Origin of the sequence: Shinella sp. HZN7 (genome assembly GCF_001652565.1) — a bacterium.
Taxonomy (GTDB): Bacteria; Pseudomonadota; Alphaproteobacteria; order Rhizobiales; family Rhizobiaceae; genus Shinella; species Shinella granuli.
On the sequence record NZ_CP015737.1, the window covers coordinates 104,675 to 125,758 of the forward strand.

At 66.3% G+C, this 21,084-nt stretch carries 18 protein-coding genes; 17 read left to right on the forward strand and 1 reads right to left on the reverse strand.

The features are described 5' to 3' along the window. Window positions 1–3: 3 nt before the first annotated feature. From xsc to shn_RS22920, 7 genes are all read left to right on the forward strand, one after another. Window positions 4–1,779, forward strand: a complete 1,776-nt coding sequence (gene xsc, locus shn_RS22890; protein WP_064332834.1) for a sulfoacetaldehyde acetyltransferase — start codon at window positions 4–6, stop codon at window positions 1,777–1,779. Window positions 1,780–1,851: 72 nt separating this feature from the next. After that, a complete protein-coding gene (locus tag shn_RS22895) occupies window positions 1,852–2,889 on the forward strand; it encodes a YeiH family protein (RefSeq protein ID WP_064332835.1) in 1,038 nt (345 codons plus the stop codon). After that, on the forward strand, window positions 2,889–3,911 hold the full coding sequence (pta, locus tag shn_RS22900) for a phosphate acetyltransferase (RefSeq protein ID WP_064332836.1): 1,023 nt from the start codon (window positions 2,889–2,891) through the stop codon (window positions 3,909–3,911). The genes shn_RS22895 and pta overlap by 1 nt, the downstream gene beginning before the upstream one ends. A gap of 503 nt (window positions 3,912–4,414) precedes the next feature. Then, window positions 4,415–6,499 (forward strand): hydantoinase/oxoprolinase family protein, encoded by a 2,085-nt coding sequence (locus shn_RS22905; protein ID WP_064332837.1) that lies wholly within the window; start codon window positions 4,415–4,417, stop codon window positions 6,497–6,499. 15 nt (window positions 6,500–6,514) lie between these two features. Then, window positions 6,515–8,173, forward strand: a complete 1,659-nt coding sequence (locus tag shn_RS22910; RefSeq protein ID WP_064332838.1) for a hydantoinase B/oxoprolinase family protein — start codon at window positions 6,515–6,517, stop codon at window positions 8,171–8,173. A 135-nt stretch (window positions 8,174–8,308) separates the two neighbouring features. After that, window positions 8,309–9,115: an NAD(P)-dependent oxidoreductase gene (locus shn_RS22915; RefSeq protein WP_064333258.1), complete on the forward strand. Its 807-nt coding sequence runs from the start codon at window positions 8,309–8,311 to the stop codon at window positions 9,113–9,115. Then, window positions 9,115–10,308 carry an FAD-binding oxidoreductase gene (locus shn_RS22920; RefSeq protein ID WP_064333259.1) on the forward strand — a complete coding sequence of 398 codons (1,194 nt, stop codon included), beginning with the start codon at window positions 9,115–9,117 and terminating at the stop codon, window positions 10,306–10,308. Before shn_RS22915 ends, shn_RS22920 begins: the two co-directional genes overlap by 1 nt. Before the next feature lie 19 nt (window positions 10,309–10,327). Here the strand turns inward: shn_RS22920 and shn_RS22925 are convergent, their stop codons facing one another. Beyond that, window positions 10,328–11,059, reverse strand: a complete 732-nt coding sequence (locus shn_RS22925; RefSeq protein WP_064332839.1) for a FadR/GntR family transcriptional regulator — start codon at window positions 11,057–11,059, stop codon at window positions 10,328–10,330. A 176-nt stretch (window positions 11,060–11,235) separates the two neighbouring features. Between shn_RS22925 and shn_RS22930 the strand changes: the two genes are divergently transcribed. The 10 genes from shn_RS22930 to greA all read left to right on the forward strand — a co-directional run bounded on the left by shn_RS22930 (window position 11,236) and on the right by greA (window position 21,082). Beyond that, entirely contained in the window at window positions 11,236–11,985 is a 750-nt protein-coding gene (locus shn_RS22930) for an SDR family NAD(P)-dependent oxidoreductase (protein ID WP_064332840.1), read from the forward strand. After that, entirely contained in the window at window positions 11,978–12,721 is a 744-nt protein-coding gene (locus shn_RS22935; protein WP_064332841.1) for an SDR family oxidoreductase, read from the forward strand. The genes shn_RS22930 and shn_RS22935 overlap by 8 nt, the downstream gene beginning before the upstream one ends. A gap of 106 nt (window positions 12,722–12,827) precedes the next feature. Beyond that, the gene (locus shn_RS22940) at window positions 12,828–13,445 is read left to right on the forward strand and encodes a cupin domain-containing protein (protein ID WP_064332842.1); all 618 of its coding nucleotides are present in this window, start codon (window positions 12,828–12,830) and stop codon (window positions 13,443–13,445) included. 240 nt (window positions 13,446–13,685) lie between these two features. After that, the gene (locus shn_RS37120) at window positions 13,686–15,272 is read left to right on the forward strand and encodes an ABC transporter substrate-binding protein (protein WP_064332843.1); all 1,587 of its coding nucleotides are present in this window, start codon (window positions 13,686–13,688) and stop codon (window positions 15,270–15,272) included. Between the two features lie 86 nt (window positions 15,273–15,358). Next, entirely contained in the window at window positions 15,359–16,408 is a 1,050-nt protein-coding gene (locus shn_RS22950) for an ABC transporter permease (protein WP_064332844.1), read from the forward strand. A gap of 9 nt (window positions 16,409–16,417) precedes the next feature. Beyond that, complete coding sequence (gene nikC, locus shn_RS22955) at window positions 16,418–17,320, forward strand: nickel transporter permease (protein WP_064332845.1); 903 nt, start codon at window positions 16,418–16,420, stop codon at window positions 17,318–17,320. Then, window positions 17,317–18,168 (forward strand): ABC transporter ATP-binding protein, encoded by an 852-nt coding sequence (locus tag shn_RS22960; protein ID WP_064332846.1) that lies wholly within the window; start codon window positions 17,317–17,319, stop codon window positions 18,166–18,168. Before nikC ends, shn_RS22960 begins: the two co-directional genes overlap by 4 nt. Next, window positions 18,165–18,917: an ABC transporter ATP-binding protein gene (locus shn_RS22965; RefSeq protein ID WP_064332847.1), complete on the forward strand. Its 753-nt coding sequence runs from the start codon at window positions 18,165–18,167 to the stop codon at window positions 18,915–18,917. The genes shn_RS22960 and shn_RS22965 overlap by 4 nt, the downstream gene beginning before the upstream one ends. A 190-nt stretch (window positions 18,918–19,107) precedes the next feature. Next, window positions 19,108–20,379: a diguanylate cyclase gene (locus tag shn_RS22970; RefSeq protein WP_064332848.1), complete on the forward strand. Its 1,272-nt coding sequence runs from the start codon at window positions 19,108–19,110 to the stop codon at window positions 20,377–20,379. 220 nt (window positions 20,380–20,599) lie between these two features. Continuing rightward, on the forward strand, window positions 20,600–21,082 hold the full coding sequence (greA, locus tag shn_RS22975; protein ID WP_064332849.1) for a transcription elongation factor GreA: 483 nt from the start codon (window positions 20,600–20,602) through the stop codon (window positions 21,080–21,082). Window positions 21,083–21,084: the final 2 nt, after the last annotated feature.

Here is a 21,084-nt window from a genome sequence, read left to right on the forward strand (position 1 = left end):
GCCATGAAAATGACCACCGAGGAAGCCTTCGTCAAAGTTCTCCAGATGCATGGGCTCGAACATGCCTTCGGCATCATCGGCTCGGCCATGATGCCGGTGTCGGACCTCTTCCCCAAGGCCGGCATCACATTCTGGGACTGCGCGCACGAGACCAATGCCGGCATGATGGCCGACGGCTTCAGCCGCGCGACGGGCACGATGTCGATCGCCATCGGCCAGAACGGCCCGGGCGTCACCGGCTTCATCACGGCGATCAAGACCGCCTACTGGAACCACACGCCGCTCCTGATGGTGACGCCCCAGGCCGCCAACAAGACGATCGGCCAGGGCGGCTTCCAGGAAGTCGACCAGATGGCAATGTTCGAGGAGATGGTCTGCTACCAGGAGGAGGTGCGCGATCCCTCGCGCATTCCCGAAGTGCTGAACCGCGTCATCGAGAAGGCCTGGCGCGGCTGTGCCCCGGCGCAGATCAACATCCCGCGTGACTACTGGACCCAGGTGATCGACGTCGACCTGCCCTCCATCGTGCGTTTCGAACGCCCGGCCGGCGGCCCGCAGGCGATCGCCGAAGCGGCGAAGCTGCTATCGGAGGCGAAGTTCCCGGTCATCCTCAACGGGGCCGGCGTCGTTATCGGCGGGGCGATCGGTGCGTCGATGAAGCTCGCCGAACGGCTCGACGCGCCGGTCTGCTGCGGCTACCAGCACAACGACGCCTTCCCGGGCAGCCATCGCCTCGCGGTCGGCCCGCTCGGCTACAACGGCTCCAAGGCGGCGATGGAGCTGATCTCCAGGGCCGATGTCGTGCTGGCGCTCGGCACACGGCTCAATCCCTTCTCCACCCTGCCGGGCTACGGCATCGACTACTGGCCGAAGGATGCCGCGATCATCCAGGTCGACATCAACGCCGACCGCATCGGTCTCACCAAGAAGGTGACGGTCGGCATCTGCGGCGACGCGAAACAGGTCGCCGGCCAGATCCTCGAACAGCTCTCCCCCTCCGCCGGCGATGCCGGCCGTGAGGAGCGCAAGGCGGCGATCCACCAGACCCGCTCGGCCTGGCAGCAGCAGCTCTCCTCGATGGACCACGAGGACGACGACGTCGGCACCGAATGGAACGAGAGCGCCCGCAACCGCGAGCCGAACCGCATGTCGCCGCGCCAGGCCTGGCGGGCGATCCAGGCCGCGCTGCCGAAGGAGGCGATCATCTCCACCGACATCGGCAACAATTGCGCGATCGGCAATGCCTACCCGACCTTCGAACAGGGCCGGAAGTATCTCGCGCCCGGCATGTTCGGCCCCTGCGGCTACGGTTTCCCGTCGATCGTCGGCGCCAAGATCGGCTGCCCGGACGTGCCGGTCGTCGGCTTTGCCGGCGACGGCGCCTTCGGCATCTCGATGAACGAGATGGGCTCGATCGGCCGCGAGGGCTGGCCGGCGATCACCATGGTGATCTTCCGCAATTACCAGTGGGGTGCGGAAAAGCGCAACACGACGCTGTGGTACGCCAACAATTTCGTCGGCACGGAGCTCAACCCCAATCTCAGCTACGCCAAGGTGGCCGAGGGCTGCGGGCTGAAGGGCGTCGCCGTCGATACGCCGGCCGCGCTTACCGAGGCGCTGTCGAATGCCATCGCCGACCAGAAGAAGGGCGTGACGACCTTCGTCGAGGTCATCCTCAACCAGGAACTCGGCGAACCCTTCCGCCGCGACGCCATGAAGAAGCCGGTGCCGGTCGCCGGCATCGACCGCGCCGACATGCGTCCCCAGCCGCGGGCCTGATCGCCCGATGATCCATGTCCCGCCCGGAAAATCCGGGCGGGCAAGGTTTCCGCAAGCGAACGGAACGACACCATGACCTTCGCCGCCTCCGTCCAAGACCGTTTCCGCGGCATGCCCGCCGGATTTTCCACCTACTGGCCGGGCTTTGCCGTTACCGCCGCCGTGGCCGTGGCCGCGCAGTTCCTGTCCGACCATTACGGCGCACCGGCCATGCTCATGGCGCTCCTGCTCGGCATCGCCTTTCACTTCCTCTCGGAGGAGGGGCGCTGCGTCGCGGGCATCGATTTCTGCGCCAAGCATGTGCTGCGCATCGGCGTCGCGCTGCTCGGCATGCGCATCAGCGTCGATCTCCTGATCGGGCTCGGCGCCGGCACCATCCTGTTGCTCGTCTCGGCGCTCGTCGCCACCATCGGCTTCGGCCTGCTTGCGGCGAAACTGCTCGGCCGCGGCTGGCGGCTGGCGCTGCTGACCAGCGGCTCCGTCGCGATCTGCGGCGCTTCCGCGGCGATGGCGATTGCCGCCGTGCTGCCGAAGAACGAGTTCTCCGAGCGCAATCTGATCTTCACCGTGCTTTCCGTCACCGTGCTCTCGACGCTCGCCATGATCGCCTATCCGATCATCGCCCAGACCATGGGGCTCGATGCGCGGGCGACCGGCATCTTCTTCGGCGGCACCATCCATGACGTGGCGCAGGTCGTCGGCGCCGGCTTTTCCGTCTCGCCGGAAGCGGGGGAGACCGCGACCCTGGTCAAGCTGATCCGCGTCACCATGCTGGCGCCGGTCGTGCTGGTCTATTCGCTCTCGCTGCGCAGCGTGCCGCAGCCGGAGGGCGAGGCTGGAAAACGTCCGCCGCTCTTGCCCGGCTTCGTCGTCGCCTTCCTGGTCTTCGCCGCGCTCAACTCCTTCGGCCTCGTGCCCGAACTGGTCGCGGCGGCCGGCATGGAGACCTCGCGCTGGGCGTTGCTCGCCGGCATCGTGGCGGTCGGCATGCGCACGTCGCTGCGCCGGGTGCTCGATGTCGGCGGCGATGCCGTCGCGCTCATCGTCGCCGAGACCGTCTTCATCGCCCTCTTCATCCTCGTCGGCATTCACTATCTGGGACACGCCTGATGAAACCGCTCGACCGCATTCTCGAAGCCGCGAAAGCCGCGCCGCGCCACATCGTGCTCGCCGAGGGGGAGGATCCGCGCGTCGTCGAGGCGGCCTTGCGGGCCGTGCGTGCGGGTATCGCCACGATCACGCTCGTCGGCAATCGGAAAGCCGTCGAGGAGCGGCTGGCGGCGGCCGGTGCTGCGACGGAGGAGATCCGCATCGAGGACCCGGCGACGTCTCCGCTAAGGCCGCGTCTCGCCGCCGCCTATCATGCGCTTCGCAGGAGCAAGGGCGTCGACGAGGCCGCGGCGGCCGAGGCGGTGTGCACGCCGCTCGTCTTCGCCGCCATGATGGTGCGCGAGGATGAGGCGGACGGCACGGTGGGCGGGGCGGTCGCGACCACCGCCGATACGGTGCGTGCTGCGCTCCAGACCATCGGGCGTGCGCCGGGCGTCAGCCTGGTGTCGAGTTTCTTCCTGATGATGCTGTGCGCCTCGCACCATGTGAAGAAGGGGGCCTTCGTCTTTGCCGATTGCGGCCTCGTGGTCGATCCCGACGCGGCGGGCCTTGCCGATATCGCCGTCACCTCGGCGCGCTCCTTCGAGGCGCTGGCCGGCAAGCCGGCGAAGGTGGCGATGCTTTCCTTCTCGACGGCCGGCAGCGCCGCGCATGAGCGCGTCTCCAAGGTGGTGGAGGCGACGCGGCTCGCGCAGGACGCCGCGCCCGGCCTCGTCATCGACGGCGAGCTGCAGTTCGATACCGCCTTCGTCGAGGCCGTCAGCGCCGCCAAGGCGCCGCAGTCGGCGCTCAACGGCGCGGCCAATGTCTTCGTCTTCCCGAACCTCGATGCCGCCAATATCGGCTACAAGATCGCCCAGCGCATCGGCGGCGCCACCGCCATCGGCCCGATCCTGCAGGGCCTTGCCAAGCCCGCCAACGACCTTTCGCGCGGCTGCAATGCCGACGACGTCTTCCACATGATCGCCGTCACGGTGGTGCAGGCCGGCGCCAATCCGCAAGAGGCCTTGCGGGAGGGGTGACCGCCCGTATTGACCGCGGGGCGGACGCCCTGCCGGTGCCCCGGTGCAGGACTAGCGGCCTGCTCCGATCGCCGGGCCTGTCGCCCTGAAGCAGGCCCGGCGAGAGGGGAAGCGACCTGTCGTGACCGAGGTCCTGACAACCGCATTATCGCGCCGCCGAGGCGTTCAGCCTCGATCTGCGCGGTATCGCCGTACGGCCGCCATAAGGCTCGTTTTCCATGCCCCTTGTGCGTTTTCCAAGAAGCGCTGCACTTACGTCCCGCCGCATACCGGCAGGGCTTGCTGCCGGCGGCGACTCGTGTTCGATACGAAAGCCTGTCATCGTGTGGCCCGGCACCTGCATCGGCGCTGGTTGTTGCGTGGGGAAGGCGGTGCGGCAAGGGTGGCACAAGTTGACACATGTATGATAAGTGATATATCCAATTTTATTGGTGAATGAGCCTGCATAAGACCAGATGGTCGGAGGGGCGAGCGCAGCGAGGAAATCGGCTGTGGAGAGTGCGATGGTGAAGGACAGCCCGCGGAACTGCCGGGTCGGCGTCGATATCGGCGGCACGTTTACCGACATCGCGCTCGACCTCGACGGGGTCTTCCATTCCACGAAGGTGCTGACCGATTATGCGGCGCCCGAGCGGGCGATCCTCAAGGGGGTCGCCGCCGTCGCCGAGCTCGCCGGCATCGCGCTCTCGGAAATCGGCCTGCTGATCCATGGCACGACGCTCGCCACCAATGCGCTGATCGAGCGGCGCGGCGCGAAGACCGCCTTCGTCACCACCGAGGGCTTTCGCGACACGCTGGAAATGCGAACGGAAAACCGCTTCGAGCAGTATGATCTCAACATCACCCTGCCGCCGGCACTGATCGCCCGCGCCGACCGCTTTACCGTGCGCGAGCGCATGAATGCGGCCGGCAAGGTTCTGCTGCCGCTCGACGAGGCCTCGGTCTCCGCCGTCGTCTCGGCCATCGCGGCAGGCGGCTATGAAAGCGTCGCCATCGGCTTCATCCACGCCTATGCCAACGGCGCACACGAGGCCGCGGTGCGCGATGCCATCGTGAAACACCTGCCGCATGTCTCCGTGTCGATCTCCTCGGAGGTCTCGCCGCAGATGCGGGAGTTCGAGCGCTTCAACACGGTCTGCGCCAACGCTTATGTGAAGCCCGCGATCAAATCCTATCTCGACCGCCTCGTCGTCTCGCTGAAGGAAATCGGCGTTTCCTGCCCGGTCTTCATGATCCATTCCGGCGGCGGCATCGTTTCGGTCGAAAGCGCCGCGGAATTCCCCGTCCGCCTCGTCGAATCCGGCCCCGCGGGCGGGGCGATCTTCGCCGCCGACATCGCGCGGCGCCACGGCCTCGACACGGTACTCTCCTTCGACATGGGCGGCACGACGGCAAAAATCTGCCTGATCGAGAACCAGGTGCCGAAGACCGCCAAGACCTTCGAGGTCGCCCGCACCTACCGGTTCCGCAAGGGCTCCGGCATGCCGATCTCCATTCCGGTCGTCGAGATGGTGGAGATCGGCGCCGGCGGCGGCTCCATCGCCTCGGTCGACGGCATGCGCCAGATCCGCGTCGGGCCGCATTCCGCCGCCTCCGAGCCCGGCCCTGCCTGTTACCAGCGCGGCGGCAGGAACCCGACCGTGACGGATGCCGACCTCATCCTCGGCAAGCTCGATCCCGACAATTTCGCCGGCGGCGCCATCCCGCTTTCGCTGGAGGCGAGCCGGAAGGCCATGGCCGACGATATCGGCGCCGTCATCGGCCTCGATCCGGAGGCCGCCGCCTTCGGCACCTGCGAGATGGTGGACGAGAACATGGCCAATGCCGGCCGCGTCCACACGGTCGAAAACGGCAAGAACATCGCCGATTTCACCATGATCACCTTCGGCGGCGCCGGTCCGCTGCATGCCGCGCGGCTCTGCGAGAAGATGGGCATCTCCACCTTCCTGGTGCCGCCGGGCGCCGGCGTCGGCTCCGCCATCGGTTTTTTGCGCGCGCCATTCGGGTATGAATCCGTGCGCAGCGCCGTCTTCAGCCTCGCGGGCTTCGACGTGGCGGAGGCGAACCGGCTGGTGGAATCCATGGAGGTGGAGGCGCTCGGCTTCGTCGAGGGCGGGTTGGACACCGGCGAACCCGTCATCGAACGCACGCTCTTCATGCGCTATGCCGGGCAGGGCTGGGACATTCCCGTGCCGCTTGTCGCCAGCCGCTTCGATGGGGGAAGCGCGCAGAAGATCGCCGCGCTGTTCGAAATGGAATACGAGCGCTTTTTCGGCCGCGCCATCGAGGGGCTGGATATCGAGATCGTGAGTTGGTCGGTCAAGGCAAGCTCTCCGCTGCCGCCGGTCGCGCGCGTCGCCGCCATCGCGGAAGGCGCGGCGGTGACGCCCGTAAAAACCCGCCGACTGTTCGAAGCCGCCCAAGGCGCTTTCCTCGACGCCGGCATCCATGAGCGCGAGAGCCTGAGGCCCGGCGATGTCGTCAAGGGGCCGGCCGTCATCGTCGAGCGCGAGACCTCCACCGTGCTCACCGCCGCATTCAGGGCCGTCGTGCAGAGCGACGGCTGCCTGCTCGTCACCCGGACCTGATCGAGGATCGAAGGCATGAACCAGTCGATGATCGATATTCACATGCAGGTCATGTGGAACCGCCTGATCTCCGTCGTAGAGGAGCAGGCGCAGACGCTGATCCGCACGGCCTTCTCCACCTCGGTACGCGAGGCGGGCGATCTCTCGGCCGGCGTGTTCGACCTCGAAGGCCGCATGCTGGCGCAGGCCGTCACCGGCACGCCGGGCCATGTCAACGCCATGGCCGAATCCGTCGCCCATTTCATCCGCGACATCGGCCCGGAGAACATCTTCGAAGGCGATGTCTACATTACCAACGACCCGTGGAAGGGCACCGGGCACCTGCACGACATCACCGTCGTCACGCCCTCCTTTCATCATGGCGTGCTGGTCGGCTATTTCGCCTCCACCGCCCATGTGGTCGATATCGGCGGGCGCGGCTTCGGGCCGGATGCGCGCGAGGTCTATGAAGAAGGCCTCTTCATCCCGATCATGAAGTTCTTCGAGCGCGGCGAATTGAACCGCACGCTCATCCATATCGTGCGCAACAATGTGCGCGAGAGCGACAAGGTGGTCGGCGATTTCCATGCGCTCGCCGCCTGCAACGAGACCGGCCACCGCCGTCTCGTCGACATGCTGACGGAATTCAACCTGGAAGACCTGTCGCTGATCGGCGGCTTCATCCTCAAGCATAGCCGCGAGGCGACGCTGGAGCGCCTCAAGAACCTGCCGCATGGAAGCTGGTCCTACAGCCTCGATCTCGACGGCTATGACGAGCCGGTGCATCTTGCCGCAACGCTGACCATCGGCCCGGACAACGTGCTGGTCGATTTCGATGGCACCTCGGGCATGAGCCGGTTCGGCATCAACGTGCCGCTGGTCTATGCGAAAGCCTATGCCTGCTACGGCATCAAATGCGTGGTGGCGCCGGAAATCCCGAACAATGCCGCCTCGCTCGCGCCCTTCGACGTCACCGCGCCGGAAGGCTGCATCCTCAATGCCAAACGCCCGGCCCCCGTCGCCGTGCGCCATGTGCTCGGCCATTTCGTGCCGGACCTCGTGCTCGGCGCGCTGCACCAGGCGCTGCCCGGCCAGGTGCCGGCGGAAGGGGCCAGCGCGCTGTGGAACCTGCATATGAGCGTGCGCCCGGTTTCCGACCAGATCGGCGGCAAGGGTGCGGAAATCCTGATGTTCAATTCCGGCGGTTCGGGCGCGCGCGCCAGTCTCGACGGCCTCAATGCCACGGCCTTCCCGAGCGGTGTGCATACCATGCCGATCGAGGCGACGGAAAATGTCGGCCCGGTCATCGTCTGGCGCAAGGAACTGCGCGAGGGGTCCGGTGGTGCCGGTGCGCAGCGCGGCGGCCTCGGCCAGATGATCGAGATCGAAGCGGCCGAAGGCTTTTCCTTCCGCTTCTCCGCCATGTTCGACCGCCTCGGCCATCCCGCCCGTGGTCGTGACGGCGGCCTTGACGGCGCGCCCGGCGGCGTCGCGCTGGACGACGGCACGGTGCTGAAGGGCAAGGGCCTGCAATTCGTGCCGGAGGGGCGCCGCCTCGTGCTCTCGCTGCCGGGTGGCGGCGGTTATGGCGATCCGTCCGGGCGCCCGGCAGAGGCCGTCGCCCATGACGTCAGGCACGGTTACATCACAGAGGAACAGGCCGCGCTCTATGGTGAGGCGGAAGGGAAAGCATGAGACGATGCGTCCCGTAGACAATCGCGGAAGTCCGGTGGCCGGCCGCAAGCGTGCTCTCTCCCTCGTATGGATACGCTCATGCCGGCCATCGGGCGCATCACCTGTGGATCGGCCGGTTTTGCTGAAGGAAAGACCATGTCGCACTTTCAAAGGGTTCTGTTGACGGGCGCGGCCGGGAGCGTCGGCACGGCGCTGCGCCAGTCGGGCACGCGGCTCGGCAAGGTCGTGCGGCTTTCCGACCGCCGGCCCTGCGAAAACCTCGCCTCCCACGAGGAGGATTTCACGCTCGATCTTGCCGATTTCGATGCGGTCTGCGCGGCGGTGAACGGCTGCGATGCCATCGTGCATCTCGGCGGCCAGCCGCTCGAGGCCGAATGGAAGACGATCCTCGACAGCAACATTTCAGGCGGCTACCACATCTACGAGGCCGCACGCCGCCATGGCGTCAAGCGCATCGTCTATGCCAGCTCCGTGCATGCCATCGGCTATTACGAGCGCACGGAAACGATCGACGGCAACGTGCCGACGCGGCCGGACAGCCTCTACGGCGTTTCGAAGACCTTTGTCGAAAATCTCGGCCGCTACTATTTCGACAAGTTCGGCATCGAGAGTGTCAGCATCCGCATCGGCTCCTGCTTCCCGGAGCCGACCGACCGGCGCCATCTCATCACCTGGCTCTCCTACCGCGATTGCCGCCAGCTCGTCGAAAAATGCCTGTCGGCGGAGCGCGTCGGCTTCATGGTCGCCTATGGCATGTCGAACAACAGCCGCGCCTTCTGGGACAACCGCACGGCAGCCTCGCTCGGCTACAGGCCGCAAGACAGCGCCGACGACTATGCGGACAAGATTTTTGCCGCGACCAGGCAGGGTGACCCGAACGATCCGGCGGTGCGCTACCAGGGCGGCAGCTTCTGCGCGGCCGGCCATTTCGAGGACAAATGATGCAGGCTTCGCGGACATCCTATGATGTGGTCATCGTCGGCGGCGCGGTGGTCGGCAGCGCGACGGCCTATTTCCTGGCGACCAATCCGGATTTCACCGGGACCGTGCTGGTGATCGAGAAGGACTGGACCTACCAGCGCTCGGCGACCGCGCTCTCCTCCAGCTCGATCCGCCACCAATTCTCCAACGCGATCAATGTGAAGATCTCGCAGTTCGGAACGGAATTCATCCGCAATTTCAAGGAGAATATCGCGGTCGACGCCGACACGCCGGAGATCGGCTTCCACGAGAACGGCTATCTCTTCCTGGCGGGCGACGAGCGGGGTGCGGACGTGCTTCGCCGCAACCACGAAACACAGGTCGCCTGCGGCGCGGAGGTCTCGCTGCTCGACCCGGACGGTTTGGGCAAGCGCTTTGCCTGGCTGAACACGGAAGGTCTCACCCTCGGCAGCAAGGGCGAGCGCGGCGAGGGCTGGTTCGACAGCGTCGGTCTCCTGCAGGGCTTCCGCAAGAAGGCGCGTTCGCTCGGCGTCGAATATATCGAGGACGAGGTCGTCGCGATCAACCGCGAAGGCGACCGCATCGTCTCGGTGACGACCAGGGGCGGACAGGTGATCGCCTGCGGCATGCTGGTCAACACGTCGGGCACCAACGGCAAGGTCATGGCGCGCATGGCGGGCCTCGACATTCCCGTCGAGCCGCGTCGTCGTTCGATCTTCGTCGTCGATTGCCGCGCGTCGCTCGGCCCCGGCGTCGGCCTCACCATCGACCCGACCGGCGTCTTCTTCCGCCCGGAAGGCAAATTCTACCTGATGGGCACCGCTCCCAGGCATGATCCGGAGGTCGACCCGGCCGATTTTGCCGTCATGCACGACGAATTCGAGACGGAGATCTGGCCGACGCTGGCAAACCGCGTGCCGGCCTTCGAGGCGGTCAAGGTCGTCAATAGCTGGGCGGGACACTATGACTACTGCACGCTCGACCACAACGTCATCCTCGGCCCGCATGCCGAGGTGAGGAATTTCCTCTTCGCCAACGGCTTTTCCGGCCACGGCCTGCAGCAGTCGCCGGCCATGGGGCGCGGGCTTTGCGAACTGATAACCTATGGCGGCTTCCGCACGCTCGACCTCTCGCCCTTCGGCTACGAGCGTATCGCCGCGAACCGGCCCTTCCTGGAGGACGCCGTCATCTGACGATGCGCGCGCCGGCCCCTCAATCGTCCCCTTCGCTGCCCGCCGGCTCGTCCAGGAGGGTGCGGTAGCGGTCGAGGCTTTCCTCCAGATGGGCGGCCAGCGCCTGCTTGGCGGCCTTCGGGTCGCCCTGGGTGATGGCGGCGAGGATGGCGGCGTGCTCGCGGTTGATCTTCTTCAGATAGGTCTTCGAGGCGGGGCCGGACTGGCGGTGCTTGAGAACCAGGTCGAGATTGATCTCGCCCATCACGGCTTCGAGGAAGCGCGGGAAATGCGGGTTGCGCGTCGCCTTGGCGATGGCGAGGTGGAACTCGAAATCGGCGCGCGCCTCGATCTCGGCATTGTTCGTGTCGAGCGTCTCGATATGGTCGAAGGCGCGGGCGATCTCGGCGAGGGCTTCCGGGGTGCGGCGCTGGGCGGCCAGTGCCACCGCCTGCATTTCGACGCCGAGCCGCAGTTCGAGGATCTGCATGGCCGAGCGGATGTCGTCGATGCGGCTGATCTCGAAGTTCAGCGCCCGCGCATCCTTCTCCGTGACATAGACGCCCGCGCCCTGCCGTGCGATGACGCGGCCGGCCACCTTGAGCGAGGCCAGCGCCTCGCGGATGACGGTGCGGGAGACGCCGAATTCCTCGCATAGCTGGGCGCTCGACGGGATCTTCTCACCGGGTGGATAGAGGCCCGAGTCGATCCGCTCGGCGAGCCTGGCGACGACGATCTCCGCGAGGTTGCCGCGCTGCGTGATGATCGACATGCCGATCCAGCCTTTCCCGGGTTTTCATTTATCACATATCATACACAGCCGGCTTCTCCAGAGGAAGGACGCCGGCGGGCGGCCTTCGGGAGGCAGCTTGCTTTTCGGCAAAGTTAGCATATAAGTGATAACATACCAATATGGTGTTGCCGCGAAAATCGCGGAGGAGATGGAGCATGCAGGACCAGTCTGTTGTCATCGTCGGCGGCGCTTCGGGGCTCGGTCTCGTCACGGCCCGGCTGATGGTGGAACGGGGCGCTGCGAAGATCGGCCTTATCGACCGCAACGAAACGCTGCTCGCCTCCTCCGCGGCGGCGCTCTCGGCGATGGGCGCCGAGGTGGCGACCGCCGTTGCCGACATTTCCCGGGCCGAGACGGCCCATGGCGGGTTCGCGACGGTTGCGGAAAAGCTCGGCCGCGTCCATGCCCTCGTCAACAGCGCCGCCATCTATCCGCGCAAGCCGATCCTTGACATCACCGACGAGGACTGGGACCTGGAGAACGCCATCAACATCAAGGGTACCTATCACATGATGGTCGCGGCGGTGCGCCACATGCGCCGTTTCGTGACCCCGCCGGAGGTGACCGGCCGCATCGTCAACGTCACCTCGGTCGATGCCTTCAAGGCGCATCCGCAAAACGCTCACTATGCCGCCACCAAGGCCGCGGTCGTCAGCCTCACCAAGTCCTTCGCCCAGGAATGCGCCAAGGACCAGATCCTCGTGAACTCCGTCGCGCCGGCCGGCTTTGCCACGGACCGTGCCAGGGAACTCGGCTTCCTGCCCGAGCTTGCCAGGGCAAGCGCGCTCGGCCGCGCGGCTGAGCCGGTGGAAATGGCCGAGTGGATCGTCATGATGGCTTCCAGTCGCAACACCTATGCGACGGGCGAGAATGTCGTGGTCAGCGGGGGCTACATCTATGTCTGACGCAAACCGCGTCGCCGTCGTCACGGGGGCGACCAGCGGCATCGGCGAGGCCATCGTGCCGATGCTGCGGGGGCGGGGACTGGCGGTCTACGCCGTCGGCCGCAACGCGGCGGCGCTTGCCGGGTTGGCGGAACGCTGCGGGGCGATCCCCGTCGAGGCGGACGTGCGCGATACGGCGCGCATCGCCGAGGCGCTGGCGGGCGTCGCGGTCGACATCCTCGTCAACAATGCCGGCATCCTGTCGACCCGCGCGGCCTTCCAGGACATAGACCCCGCCGAGATCGACGCGATGATCGACGTCAATCTCAAGGCGCCGATGCATCTGACGCGGGTCTTCCTGCCCGGCATGGTGGCGCGCAAGCGCGGCCATCTCCTCTATGTCGGCTCGAGCGGCGGCCGGGCGCCCTATCCGAACATGGGTGCCTATGGTGCCTCGAAGGCGGGTCTCAGCCTGTTTTGCGACAACCTGCGCTGCGACCTCCTCGGCACCGGCGTGCGGGTGAGCGAGATCGTGCCCGGCCGCGTCCAGACGGCGCTCTACCGCACCTCCCTTCCCGGCGACCAGGCGAATGCCGTGCTCTATGACGGCTACCGCCCCATCCAGCCGGAAAACATCGCGCAGATCGTCCACGACGTGATCGCGCTGCCTGCCCATGTCGATGTCGCCCGCGTCGAGGTCTTCCCGACCGATCAGGCGACCGGCGGCGGCACGATGGTGAAGTTCGAGGCACCCTGAGGGCCTGCGCCCCTCCGGTCACCTTCTTCATCATTTTCCCGCTTGCACAATTAACTTTAGCAATACTAAAGTATCCTGGTCAGGCAGCACAGCGCGGAAAGACGGCATGAGTTTCGATGAACGGGAGGCGCGGGCGGCGGGCGCCGGTTCCCCGACCCAACCGCCCTCCGCGACCTCGCTCGGGCGCGCGCTGCGCCAGCGGCGCAAGGCGATCGGCAAGACGATGAAGGAGGTGGCGCAGGAGGCCGGGCTCAGCGAAGGCTTCATCAGCCAGATCGAGCGCGGGCTCTCCACGCCCTCGCTGATCTCGCTCTACAATGTCGCCAACACGCTCGGCATCAGCGTGGAGGCCTTCCTGCCGCAAGGTCCCCAGCCCGCCCATTCCATGGTCTCCAGGGCCAGCGAGCGGCGCGGCTGCAGCATCGATGCCGAGGAGCGGGTCTACCAGATCCTGCAGCGCGGCTTTCCCGATGCCCGGCTGAATAGCTGCATCACCCACATGCCGCCCGGTTATGTCTCGGAACTGACGCGCCACGAGGGCGAGGACTTCCTCTATCTCATCGAGGGCGAGATGCTCTACGAGGTCGGCGGCCGGGACTATCTGCTGAAGGCGGGCGATACGCTGCATTTTCCCTCGTCCCTGCCGCACCGGGCGCGCAATGTCGGCACCGTCGAGGCGCGGGAGCTCTGGGTCGGCACGACGCGCATCATCCCGGAACGCTGACGGCGGGTGCTTTCGATCGTTTGTCGGAAGCGCCTGCAAAACCGATTGACAAGCGCCCTTCCAGAACTTTAGTATAGCTAAAGTTCTGGAAGGGCGCGGTGGAGGTCGCTCGATCTGGGGCCGCCCTGCCGGTTCCGTGCCCGAGGCGCGCGGACCGGATCATGGGGCGGGAGGCATTTCACGAACGGCAACGCGGGAGCGGCCGGCAGCAGGAGATCCTGCCCGGCCGGAGGAGGAAACATGCGCGTAGAAAGACTGATAGGCGGCGCGATGATCGCGCTGGCGCTGGCATCGACCAGCGTTCTTGCCGAAACGCCGAAGAACACGCTCGTCGTGGCCGACGCCATCGACGATATCATCACGCTGGATCCGGGCGAGGTCTCGGAAGTGGGCGGCGTGCTGGCGGCGAACCAGATCTACCAGCCGCTGGTGAGCGTGGCGCCCGACGATTCCAGCAAGATCATCGGCGTGCTCGCCGAGACCTGGACGGCCTCCGAGGACGGCAAGACCTATACGTTCAAGATGCGCCCGGGGCTGAAATTCGCCTCCGGCAATCCGGTGACGGCGAAGGACGCGGAATATTCGCTGCGCCGCGTCGTCGCGATGAAGTCGCGCTCGGCGTTCATTCTCACCCAGTTCGGCTTCTCGCCGGAAAACGTCGAGGAGCGCATCAGGGCGACCGACGACATGACGCTGATCATCGAAATCGGCGACACCTATGCGCCGTCCTTCCTCTACTACTGCCTCTCCTCCTATGTCGGCGGCATCGTCGATTCCAAGCTGGTGCAGGCGCACGAGGTGAACGGCGACTTCGGCAATGCCTGGCTGAAGGCGGAGAATTCCGCCGGCTCCGGCCCCTATGTGCTGACGCGCTGGGAGCCCAAACAGTCGATCATGCTGACCCGCAACCCCAACTATACCGGCGAGAGCGGCGGCCTGGAGCGCATCTTCCTCCAGCACATCCCCGAAAGCGCTGCCCAGCGCCTGCTGCTGGAAAAGGGTGACATCGACATCGCCAACAAGCTCGGCCCGGACGATTTCGGGGCGCTGGAAGGCAATCCGGATATCGGCTTCGTCGAGGGCGTTTCGGGCACCATCTACTATATGGGCCTCAACGTGCGGAACGAGTACCTCGCCAGGCCGAAGGTCGTCGAGGCGCTGAAATATCTCGTCGACTACCAGGGCATCGCCGATACGATCTCGCGCGGCACGATGGAGGTGCACCAGACGCTGGTGCCGAAGGGCTTCCTCGGGGCGATCGACTACAAGCCCTACAAGCTCGACATCGAGAAGGCCAGGGCGCTGCTCGGCGAGGCCGGCGTCTCCGGCGAATTCACGCTGGATTCCGTCGTCTGGAACACGCCGCCCTATACGGATTTCGCCCAGGCCATCCAGGCGACCATGGCGCAGGCCGGCGTCAAGCTGAACCTGGAAGTGGTCGACGGCCAGCAATGGCTGGAGCGCTACCGTTCGGCGAGCCTCGACATCTGGTTCGGCCTGTGGGGGCCGGATTATCCGGATCCGCATTCCAACGGCAAGGCCTTCGCCGTCAACCAGAAGGACGCGCCGGACGGGTCCACCGGGCTTGCCGACCGCTTCGGCTGGGATGCCGGAAAACTGTCGCAGGACGCGATGGCCGCGGTGCGCGAGCAGGACACGGACAAGCGCCGGGCGATGTACGAGGCCCTGCAGAAGACCCATACCGATACCTCGCCCTTCCTCTACATGTTCCAGCAGGTGCGCAAGGTCGGGGTGAAGAGTTCCGTCAAGGGCCTGGTCCTCGGCCAGACCTTCTCCGACGACCGCTACTGGAACGTCAGCAAGTAGGCGTAAGGTCCAGGTTTCGGCCGCGACGGGGCTTCGGTCCGGTCGCGGCCGAAGGCAGGTCCAGGGCAAGCAAACCGGAGGGGTTCGTGCCGGCAGTTCTTTTCCAGAGGGTCCTCGGCTTTACCGGGCGGATCGTCACCCTGTTCCTGACCGTGGGCATCACGCTCCTCGGCCTCGTCGCGCTCACTTTCTGCATCGGCCGCCTGGTGCCGATCGATCCGGTGCTCTCCGTGGTGGGGCAGAAGGCGAGCGAGGAGGTCTATCAGCGCGTCTTCCTCGAAATGGGACTGGACAAGCCGCTCTGGCAGCAGTTCCTGCTCTATGCCGGCAAGCTGGTGCAGGGCGATTTCGGCACCTCCTTCGTCACCAACCGGCCGGTTCTGTCGGACCTTGCCGGCTTCTTTCCCGCCACGCTGGAACTGGCGACGCTCGGCCTCCTGATCGGCACGCTGGTCGGCGTGCCGGCCGGTGTCGCGGCCGCCTACTGGCATGACCGCTGGCCGGACTATCTCATCCGCTTCATCGGTCTCATCGGTTATTCCGTGCCGATCTTCTGGCTCGGTCTGGTCGGCCTTTTCATCTTCTATTCCCGGCTCGACTGGATCTCCGGCCCGGGCCAGATAGACGTCTTCTTCCAGGGCATCGTCACGCCGGTGACGGGGTCGCTGCTGATCGATTCCTTGGTAGCCGGCGAAGGGGAGGTGTTCGGCAACGCCCTCAGTCATATCGTGCTGCCGGCCGCGCTGCTCGGCTATTACAGCCTTGCCTATATCTCGCGCATGACGCGCTCCATGATGCTCGACCAGCTCTCGCGCGAATATGTGCTGACGGCCCGCCTCAAGGGGGCGACGGAGTACCGGGCAGTGATGCTGCATGCCCTGCGCAATGCCGCGATCCCTCTCGTCACGGTCATCGCGCTGTCCTATGGCGGCCTGCTGGAAGGCTCGGTGCTCGTCGAGACGGTCTTCGCCTGGCCGGGCATCGGCAACTACATCGCCTCCTCGCTCTTCCGGGCCGACATCAATGCCGTGCTCGGCGGCACGGTGCTGGTCGGCGCCGTGTTCATCCTGCTCAACATGGTCTCGGACGTCGTCTACCAGATGCTCGATCCGCGCTCCAACCTTCGCCGCCGGTAGGAGGCCGCCATGACCGTCGCCAACCTCACCCATGCCGAAAGCCGCCGCCAGCTCCGGCGCGCGCGCCTCGGCGAGTTCGGCAGGTTCGCCCGCTGCTTTGCCCGCAACCCGCTCGGCATGATCGGCCTTGCCATTCTCGGCGTGCTGCTGGCGTGCGCGATCCTTGCCCCGCTGCTGGCGCCGCATGATCCCTATCTTCCCGATCTCGTGCGCCGCCTCTCGCCGCCGGGCGCGCAGAACTGGCTCGGCACGGACGAACTCGGCCGCGACATCTTCTCCCGCATCCTCCACGGCGCCCGGCTGACCCTGCTCATCGTCGGGCTGGTCGTGGCGACGTCGGCGCCGATCGGCCTCGTCGTCGGCGCGGTGGCGGGAACGGCGGGTGGCTGGCTCGATGCGGTCTTCATGCGCATCACCGATGTCTTCCTGGCGGTCCCGAAGCTCCTGCTGGCGCTCGCCTTCGTCGCCGCGCTCGGGCCGGGCATCGTCAATGCGGCGCTGGCGATCACGCTCACCGCCTGGCCGCCCTATGCGCGGCTGGCGCGTGCCGAGGCGCTGATCGTGCGCGACAGCGACTATGTCAATGCCGTTCGCCTTGCCGGCGGCTCGGAATTCCGCATCGTCTTCCGCCATATCATGCCCATGTGCCTGTCCTCGGTGATCGTGCGCATGACGCTCGACATGGCCGGCATCATCCTGACGGCTGCTGGCCTCGGCTTCATCGGCCTCGGCGCCCAGCCCCCGCTGCCGGAATGGGGCGCGATGATCTCGACCGGCCGCAAGTTCATCTTCGACCAGTGGTGGGTGGCGACCATGCCCGGCCTTGCGATCTTCATCGTCAGCCTCGGCTTCAACCTTCTGGGCGACGCCATGCGCGACCTGCTCGACCCGCATCTGAGGAGGCGCGCATGAGCGACCCGCTCGTCACCGTGAAGAACCTGCGCATCGCCTTTGCCGGCGAGGGCGGCGCGACGATCGAGGCGGTCAAGGGTGTCTCCTTCGAGATCGGCCGGGAAAAGCTCGGCATCGTCGGCGAAAGCGGCTCGGGCAAGAGCCTTTCCAGCCGCGCGCTGATGGGCGTGCTGCCGGGCCATGCCGACGTCACCGCCGACGCCATGTCCTTCGCCGGCATCGACCTCCTGACGGCATCTCCCCGCCTGCGCCGGCAACTGCGCGGCAACCGCATGGGCATGATCCTGCAGGACCCGAAATTCTCGCTCAACCCCGTCATGCGCGTCGGCGCGCAGATCGCCGAGGCGATCCGGCTCGGCGATCGCTCGCTGCCGAGCGCGAAGGTGCGCCGGAAAGTGTTAGACGTGCTGGAGGCGGTACATATCCGCGTGCCGGAGCGCGTCTACGATCTCTATCCGCACGAACTCTCCGGCGGCATGGGCCAGCGGGTGATGATCGCCATGATGGTGGTGCGCGAGCCGGAACTGCTGATCGCCGACGAACCCACCTCCGCCCTCGACGTCACCGTGCAGGTGCAGGTGCTGGAGATCATGGACGAACTGGTCAAGCGCCGCGGCATGGGCCTCGTCTTCATCAGCCACGACCTCAACCTCGTCTCGCGCTTCTGCGACCGGGTGCTGGTCATGTATGCCGGCCGGATCGTCGAGACGCTGGATGCGCGGCGCATGCACGAGGCGGTGCATCCCTATACGCGGGGCCTGCTCGCCTGCCTGCCCGCCATCGACGGACCGCTGACGCCGCTGCCGACCCTTGCGCGCGAGGCAAGCTGGGGAGAGGCCCGCCCATGATCCGTATCGACAATCTCGGCGTCCGTTTCGGCAACGCCGTCGCCGTGCAGGATGTCAGCCTTGCCGTGGAGAACGGCGAGAGCTTCGGGCTGGTCGGGGAAAGCGGTTCGGGCAAGTCGACGGTGCTGCGCACCGTCATGGGGCTCAACCGCCAGTGGACCGGCGATATCCGCATCGCCGGTATCGACCTGCGCCAGGGGCGGCGGAAGGATCTCGTGCGCGTGGCGCAGATGGTGTTCCAGGATCCCTATGCCTCACTGCATCCGCGCTACACGATCGGCCAGGCCATCGCCGAGCCGATGCTGATCAACCGCATGCCCGACGTGGATGCCCGAACGGTCGAGCTCCTGGAGATGATCGGGCTGACGGCGGCGCATCGCTTCCGCTTTCCGCACGAGCTTTCCGGCGGCCAGCGCCAGCGCGTGGCGATCGCCCGCGCCCTGTCGCTCGCCCCCAGGGTGCTGCTGCTCGACGAGCCGACCTCGGCGCTCGACGTTTCGGTGCAGGCCGAAATCCTCAACCTGCTCAACCGGTTGCGCCAGGAGCTGAAGCTGACCTTCGTCATCGTCAGCCATGACCTTGCGGTCATCTCCTACATGTGCGACCGGCTGATGGTGATGCAGAATGCCCGGGCGGTGGAAACGCTGACGCGTGCGCAGCTTCGCGCCGGCGACATGTGCCACGACTATACCCGCACCCTGTTCCGGGCGAGCCACCACCGGGCGCGGGACGCGCATGCCGAGGCGTGACGATCCATCCGCGACAGGCAGTTGCCGTAAAAATGGAGGTGCCATCTTAACGGTCTGTTGGTCTCGTCTCGAAACGCGCTCTTAGGGCCTCGCGGATAGGGTGCGCGCGATGTGCGGTGCTCGGTGCCGAACGTCCGCGCCGCCTGCTGCGACGACGGTCAATGATCTCCGGATTGGGGGAAGCGCGTTCATGATGGATGCGAAAACCATATTCACGACGGTATCGGTGATGGTGCTGGCCAATGGCGCAATCCTGGCCGTCATCCATCGCGACCTGCCGGCAAGGCTGCGCGGGTCTGCCAGCCAATGGTGCCTTGGAACGCTGCTCATCGCTCTTGGATGCATCGTTTTCGCCTTCGGCCAGCCGCTGCCCCGTCCGATCATGCTGTCCATCGCCAATGCGGGCTTCGCTTTCGGCCTGACGGCCTATTATGTCGCGATCTGCATGTTCCACCGGCTGGAGGTCCGGGCCTGGCATTTCCTCCCCGCGACGGTCGCGACGCTCTGTGTGCTGTGGTTTTCGTCCGTCACGCCGGATTTCCGCGTTCGCATCGTGGCCGTTTCCATCGCGTGGACCTTGCTGATGCTGATGTGCGTGCGGGTGCTCATGGGCAGGCGGCGCGGTGACGCCTCGCTGGCCCGTACGATCCTCGGTGCCATGTTCCTTTTCGTTTCCCTCTACTCGGCCGTTCGTGGTGTGCTCTATCTGGGCACGGACATCCCCGATGATTTCGCCGTCGAGACGGGCGGGAACTGGCTGAATGTCGTGTCCGCCATGCTGATGCCGCTGCTGCCCGTCATGGGTACGACGGCGTTCCTCCTGATGTGTTCCGACCGGCTGCGGCGGGGCCTCGAACGGGCGGCGGCGACGGACTACCTGACGGGCCTTCCCAACCGGCGTAGCCTCGCCGGCCTCGGCGCCACGGCCTTCCTTGCCGCAAGGGCCGACAACAGCGACCTTGCCGTCGCCGTCTTCGACATCGACAAGTTCAAGGCGATCAACGACACCTACGGTCACGATGCCGGCGACCGGGCGCTCGTCCACGTCGCCAAGCGGCTGCGCGAAATCCGCCCGCCCGACACGATCGCCCGCACGGGTGGCGAGGAATTCGTCGTGCTGTTCCCCCATCTCGCCATGGTGGAGGCCTTCGCCATTGCCGAACGGATGCGCGCAGCGGTGGAGCAAAGCGATTTCATCGTCGACGGCGGCAGAATCGGCATCACCATCTCGGCCGGCCTCGCCTCCCTGCACGCGGGTGATGCAGGCTACGACGACATCCTGCGCCGGGCCGACAATGCGCTCTACCGTGCCAAGTCGAACGGCCGCAACCGCGTGGAGATTGCGGGGGATGCGGGGGTGGACAGCGCGGCGAAGGCGCGCATGCTCATACCTTCGCCTCCGGCGATATCGGCCGCCGAATCCGCCATTGCGCATCCGACGACGCATTCGGCGCATCCCTGATCCTCTCGCGCATGGCCTCCCCGGGCAGGGCTTGCCCCTTGAGGAATTGACCCGTCCCCGGGTGATGGGTAGATTCCAGTGCGCGAGGCCGCCGGGCCATGGGCGGTCGGCAGGCATGACCGCTGCCGCGGCAGGACCGGGGTGAAAGCCCTCTTCCCGCAAACAGGAATTGACGCGCGCCTGGGCTTGCGAGCCCACCGCGCCAGGATGGAGTTCGAGTGTGAGCGTTGCCTTCATGAAGGAAGAAAGCGCCGAGACGGCAGCGGAAACCCTGCTGCCCGAACGGGCGATTTCCCCGCACCCCAATCTCGTGACGGAGGCCGGGCTGAAGGCGCTGGAGGCGCAACTCCAGGAGGCCCGCGAGGCCTATGCGGCGGCGAACGCCATCGAGGACGTCAACGAGCGCCGGCGGCAGGCGGCCGGTCCGGGGCGGGACCTGCGCTATCTCGCCGAGCGGGTCCGCACCGCCGAGCTTGTTGCCGCCCCGACCTCCAACGATGTCGTTTCCTTCGGCAGCACGGTTACCTTCAGCCGCGCCGACGGACGGGTGCAGACCTATCGCATCGTCGGCGAGGACGAGGCCGACCCCAAGGCCGGCTCGATCTCCTATGTGGCGCCGGTGGCCCGTATCCTCATGGGCAAGGCCGTCGGTGACCTCGTGACCGTCGGCGCGCAGGAACTCGAAATCATCGCCATCGTCTGAGC

What these genes read in the sequence shown, in the direction of transcription:
- xsc (WP_064332834.1), top strand. Translation starts at nt 4, where the DNA reads ATGAAAATGACCACCGAGGAAGCCTTCGTCAAAGTTCTCCAGATGCAT.
- shn_RS22895 (WP_064332835.1), top strand. Translation starts at nt 1,852, where the DNA reads ATGACCTTCGCCGCCTCCGTCCAAGACCGTTTCCGCGGCATGCCCGCC.
- shn_RS22910 (WP_064332838.1), top strand. Translation starts at nt 6,515, where the DNA reads ATGAACCAGTCGATGATCGATATTCACATGCAGGTCATGTGGAACCGC.
- pta (WP_064332836.1), top strand. Translation starts at nt 2,889, where the DNA reads ATGAAACCGCTCGACCGCATTCTCGAAGCCGCGAAAGCCGCGCCGCGC.
- shn_RS22930 (WP_064332840.1), top strand. Translation starts at nt 11,236, where the DNA reads ATGCAGGACCAGTCTGTTGTCATCGTCGGCGGCGCTTCGGGGCTCGGT.
- shn_RS22905 (WP_064332837.1), top strand. Translation starts at nt 4,415, where the DNA reads ATGGTGAAGGACAGCCCGCGGAACTGCCGGGTCGGCGTCGATATCGGC.
- shn_RS22965 (WP_064332847.1), top strand. Translation starts at nt 18,165, where the DNA reads ATGATCCGTATCGACAATCTCGGCGTCCGTTTCGGCAACGCCGTCGCC.
- shn_RS22940 (WP_064332842.1), top strand. Translation starts at nt 12,828, where the DNA reads ATGAGTTTCGATGAACGGGAGGCGCGGGCGGCGGGCGCCGGTTCCCCG.
- shn_RS22925 (WP_064332839.1), bottom strand. Translation starts at nt 11,059, where the DNA reads ATGTCGATCATCACGCAGCGCGGCAACCTCGCGGAGATCGTCGTCGCC.
- nikC (WP_064332845.1), top strand. Translation starts at nt 16,418, where the DNA reads ATGACCGTCGCCAACCTCACCCATGCCGAAAGCCGCCGCCAGCTCCGG.
- shn_RS22915 (WP_064333258.1), top strand. Translation starts at nt 8,309, where the DNA reads ATGTCGCACTTTCAAAGGGTTCTGTTGACGGGCGCGGCCGGGAGCGTC.
- shn_RS22960 (WP_064332846.1), top strand. Translation starts at nt 17,317, where the DNA reads ATGAGCGACCCGCTCGTCACCGTGAAGAACCTGCGCATCGCCTTTGCC.
- shn_RS22920 (WP_064333259.1), top strand. Translation starts at nt 9,115, where the DNA reads ATGCAGGCTTCGCGGACATCCTATGATGTGGTCATCGTCGGCGGCGCG.
- shn_RS22970 (WP_064332848.1), top strand. Translation starts at nt 19,108, where the DNA reads ATGATGGATGCGAAAACCATATTCACGACGGTATCGGTGATGGTGCTG.
- shn_RS37120 (WP_064332843.1), top strand. Translation starts at nt 13,686, where the DNA reads ATGCGCGTAGAAAGACTGATAGGCGGCGCGATGATCGCGCTGGCGCTG.
- shn_RS22935 (WP_064332841.1), top strand. Translation starts at nt 11,978, where the DNA reads ATGTCTGACGCAAACCGCGTCGCCGTCGTCACGGGGGCGACCAGCGGC.